Origin of the sequence: Nocardia sp. 2TAF39 (assembly GCF_052114905.1) — a bacterium.
Lineage (GTDB): Bacteria > Actinomycetota > Actinomycetes > Mycobacteriales > Mycobacteriaceae > Nocardia.
The window spans coordinates 1-4,349 of record NZ_JBFRFQ010000101.1 but is presented as its reverse complement, the minus strand read 5'-3'; the positions used below and the strand labels follow the sequence as shown (position 1 = coordinate 4,349).

Sequence of the window (4,349 nt, the reverse complement as noted above, 5' to 3'; positions counted from 1 at the left end):
AAAGGACACAGCATGAGCGGTCAAGCCCGGAGGCGGCAGCGAAGCGTAACCACGGAGAGCTCCGCTCATGCGAGAAAGGACACAGCATGAGCGGTCAAGCCCGGAGGCGGCAGCGAAGCGTAACCACGGAGAGCTCCGCTCATGCGAGARAGGACACAGCATGACCGACTTCCTGTCCACCGGCACGCTGCCGGAGGAGTACCGCGATCTCGCACTGACAGTGCGCGACTTCGCACGGTCGGTGGTCGCTCCCGTGGCCGCCGAACACGACGCGAATCACACTTTCCCCTACGAGGTGGTCGCCGGGATGGCCGAGATGGGGCTGTTCGGCCTGCCGTTCCCCGAGGAGTACGGCGGTATGGGCGGCGACTATTTCGCGCTGTGCCTCGCATTGGAGGAACTGGGCAAGGTCGACCAGAGCGTCGCCATCACCCTGGAGGCGGGCGTTTCCCTCGGCGCGATGCCGATCTACCGGTTCGGCAACGACAAGCAGAAGCAGGAATGGCTGCCGCGGCTGACCAGCGGCCGCACTCTTGCCGCGTTCGGGCTCACCGAACCGGGCGCCGGTAGCGACGCAGGCGGCACCAGGACCACGGCGGTCGCCGACAGTGGCGAGTGGATCATCAACGGCAGCAAGCAGTTCATCACCAATTCCGGCACCGACATCACCGAGCTCGTCACGGTGACCGCGGTGACCGGGCAGTCCGGCGGCAAGAAGGAGATCTCCACCATCCTGGTGCCCACCGACACGCCCGGTTTCGTCGCCGAGCCCGCGTATAACAAGGTCGGCTGGAACGCGTCGGACACCCATCCGCTCAGCTTCACCGACGTACGCGTGCCCGAGGAGAATCTGCTCGGCGAGCGCGGCCGCGGTTACGCCAACTTCCTGCGCATCCTGGACGAGGGCCGCATCGCCATCGCCGCGCTCTCGGTCGGCGCCGCGCAGGGCTGTGTGGACGAGAGCGTGCGCTACGCCAGGGAGCGCGAGGCGTTCGGCCAGGTGATCGGCCGCAACCAGGCCATTGCCTTCAAGATCGCCAGGATGGAAGCGCGGGCCCACGCCGCCCGCACGGCCTACTATGACGCGGCGGCGCTGATGCTGGCAGGCAAGCCGTTCAAGAAGCAGGCGTCCATCGCCAAACTGGTGGCCAGCGAGGCCGCGATGGACAATTCCCGCGACGCGACACAGATCTTCGGCGGGTATGGCTTCATGAACGAATACGCGGTCGCCAGACACTATCGGGACAGCAAGATCCTGGAAATCGGCGAGGGCACAACGGAGGTGCAGTTGATGCTGATCGGGCGGGAGCTGGGGCTGTGACGCAGCGGCGCGCGGTGGTACAGCGTGGGCTGTGGTTCGAGGAGTTCGACACGGCGGTGGTCTACGAGCACCGGCCCGGCCGCACCATCACCGAGGCGGACAACGTCCTGTTCACCACACTGACCATGAACACGCAGGCGCTGCACCTGGACGCGGCGTTCAGCGAGCAGCTGCCCCCGTTCAACCAGCGGCTGGTGAACTCGATGTTCACGCTGTCCACGCTGGTCGGGCTGTCGGTCGCGCAGCTCACCCAGGGCACCATCGTCGCCAACCTCGGCTTCTCCGAGATCGCGTTCCCCAAGCCGCTGTTCCACGGCGACACCATGTACGCCGAAACCGTGGTCACCGACAAACGCGAATCGAAGAGCCGCCCCGGCGAGGGCATCGTCACGTTCGCGCATACGGCACGCAACCAGCACGGCGACATCGTGGCCACCGCGGTCCGCAAGACGCTGGTCCGCAAGACCCCGGAGCCCGGCAGTAGCGTCCGGCCCGGCGGCGGCCCGCGCCACCACGCAGGGCGTGCGTATGCCGAAGGAGATACAGCATGAGCTGGCAGATGACGGGTCCAGCTTGGTTGTTCTGCCCGGCCGATCGGCCGGAGCGATATGCGAAGGCCGCCGCGGCAGCCGACGTGGTGATCCTCGACCTGGAAGACGGAGTCGCCGCCGGTGACAAGTTCGCGGCGCGTAAGGCATTGCTCGAGACGCCGCTGGATCCCGAGACCACGGTGGTGCGCGTCAACGCCGCGGGCACCGCGGAGCACACGCTCGATCTCGCGGCGCTGGCCGAGACCGGCTACCGACGGATCATGCTGCCGAAATGTGAATCCGCCGAACAGATCACGGCGCTGGCCGACCACGAGGTGATCGCGCTGATCGAGTCGCCGCTCGGAGCGCTCGAGGTCGGACGGGCCGTGACGGCCCGCAACGCGATCGGCGTGATGTGGGGCGCCGAGGATCTGATCGCCGGGCTCGGCGGCAACGCCAGCAGGCACGCGGATGGCAGTTACCGGGACGTGGCCCGCCACGTCCGGTCGACGACGTTGCTGGCCGCCAAGGCCTACGGGAAGTTCGCGCTGGACTCGGTATATCTGGACATCCGCGATCTGGACGGGTTGCGGGCAGAGGCGCTGGACGCGGTCGCGATCGGCTTCGACGCCAAGGTCGCGATCCATCCGAGCCAGGTTCCGGTGCTGCGGGCGGCATACGCGCCGCCCGAGGGCGAGATCGCCTGGGCTCGGCGGGTACTCGACGAGGTGCCGAAGCATCGTGGGGTCTTCGCCTTCGAGGGCAGGATGGTCGATGCCCCCGTGCTGCGGCACGCCGAGCAGATCGCGCGGCGCGCCGACCGTGCCTGACCACCGAGTTCGCACAGCCAGGAGGACTGCGATGCAACCACAATGGGTGCCGACCGAAGCAGACGTCGTGCAGGCGCGCATCACCGACTTCGCGGCGTTCGTCGCGAAGCGCACCGGGGTGCGGGCGCCGGATTACCACGCGCTGTGGCAGTGGTCGGTCGAAGACCTGGCCGGGTTCTGGCGTGCTCTGTGGGACTATTTCGAGCTCGGCGATGTTGCGGGCGAGGTGTTGGCGAACGCCGAAATGCCCGGTGCGCAGTGGTTCCCCGGCACCCGGCTGAACTACGTGGACCAGGTGATCCGTCAGGTGCGCAGCGACCGACCCGCGATCAAGGCGGTCAGCGAGGACGGTCCGATTCGCGAAGTGTCCTGGGCCGAATTGATCGACAGCACCGCCGCCTTTGCCCGCACCCTGCGCTCCCTCGGCGTGCGACCCGGCGACCGGGTGGTCGGATATCTGCCGAATATTCCCGAGGCGATCATCGCGTTTCTGGCCACCGCGAGCCTCGGCGCCGTCTGGAGCGCCTGCGGGCAGGACTATTCGCCGAAGGCGGCGCTGGATCGGCTCGGTCAGCTCGAACCGACCGTCCTGGTCACCGCCGACGGCTATCGCTTCGGCGGCAAGGCGCACGACAAGCGTGCCGACATCGCCGCACTACAGGCCGGGCTCGGCACGCTACAGGCCACCGTCGCGGTCACCCAGCTGGGGCTGGACGTGCCGTCCGCGATGCCGTGGCACGAGGCGGTCGACAACACCGAGGCCATGCCCGCGGTGATCACCACGGAGTCGGTCGACTTCGACCACCCGCTGTGGATCGTGTTCTCCTCCGGCACGACCGGACTGCCCAAGGGAATCGTGCACGGGCACGGTGGCGTGGTGCTCGAGCACCTCAAAGCCGTTGCCCTGCAATCCGACATCGGCCCGGACGACACGTTCTTCTGGTATACCAGCCCGAGCTGGATGATGTGGAACTTCCAGATCGCCGGCCTGCTGGTCGGTGCGACGATCATCTGCTACGACGGCAGCCCCACCTATCCCACGCCGGACGCGTTGTGGCGCATCACCTCCGAGGTCGGCGCTACCGTGCTCGGCACGAGCCCCGGCTACGTGCTCGCCTGCATCAAGGCGGGCTCCGTGCCACGCGCTGATCACGACCTGTCCACACTGCGCGCGGTCGGTATCACCGGCGCGTCGCTGCCTACCTCCTCGGCGCTGTGGCTCGGCACCAACGTCGGCGACCAAGTCCAGGTGTCCTCGATCAGCGGCGGCACCGACGTGGTGTCCGCGTTCATCGGCGGCGTGCGCACGGTGCCGGTGTGGCCTGGCGAGCTGTCGGCGCCGTTCCTCGGCGTCGCACTGGACTCCTTCGACGCCGCCGGACAGCCGGTGCGCGGCGAGGTCGGCGAACTCGTCGTTACCGCACCGATGCCGTCCATGCCAGTACGCTTCTGGCGCGACGACGACGGAAAGCGCTATCACGACGCGTATTTCGACACCTATCCCGGCGTCTGGCGGCATGGCGACTGGATCACCATCACCGACCGGCACAGCGTGATCGTGCACGGCCGCTCCGACTCCACCCTCAATCGGCACGGCATCCGGATGGGCAGCGCGGACATCTACCAGTCCGTCGAGCGCCTACCCGAGATCGCCGAAGCCCTGGTGAT

The 4,349-nt window shown here is 67.7% G+C and carries 4 protein-coding genes; all 4 read left to right on the top strand.

Annotation, left to right across the window (positions count from 1 at the left end; all coding sequences use genetic code 11):
• The first annotated feature begins 160 nt into the window (after positions 1 to 160).
• Positions 161 to 1,321 carry an acyl-CoA dehydrogenase family protein gene (locus tag AB4Z47_RS30330; RefSeq protein ID WP_441956091.1) on the top strand — a complete coding sequence of 387 codons (1,161 nt, stop codon included), beginning with the start codon at positions 161 to 163 and terminating at the stop codon, positions 1,319 to 1,321.
• Positions 1,318 to 1,872 (top strand): MaoC family dehydratase, encoded by a 555-nt coding sequence (locus AB4Z47_RS30325; RefSeq protein ID WP_441956089.1) that lies wholly within the window; start codon positions 1,318 to 1,320, stop codon positions 1,870 to 1,872. The genes AB4Z47_RS30330 and AB4Z47_RS30325 overlap by 4 nt, the downstream gene beginning before the upstream one ends.
• Positions 1,869 to 2,681: an HpcH/HpaI aldolase/citrate lyase family protein gene (locus tag AB4Z47_RS30320; RefSeq protein ID WP_441956087.1), complete on the top strand. Its 813-nt coding sequence runs from the start codon at positions 1,869 to 1,871 to the stop codon at positions 2,679 to 2,681. Before AB4Z47_RS30325 ends, AB4Z47_RS30320 begins: the two co-directional genes overlap by 4 nt.
• 31 nt (positions 2,682 to 2,712) lie before the next feature.
• On the top strand, positions 2,713 to 4,349 hold a 1,637-nt coding region (locus tag AB4Z47_RS30315), incomplete at its 3' end, for an acetoacetate--CoA ligase (RefSeq protein WP_441956085.1).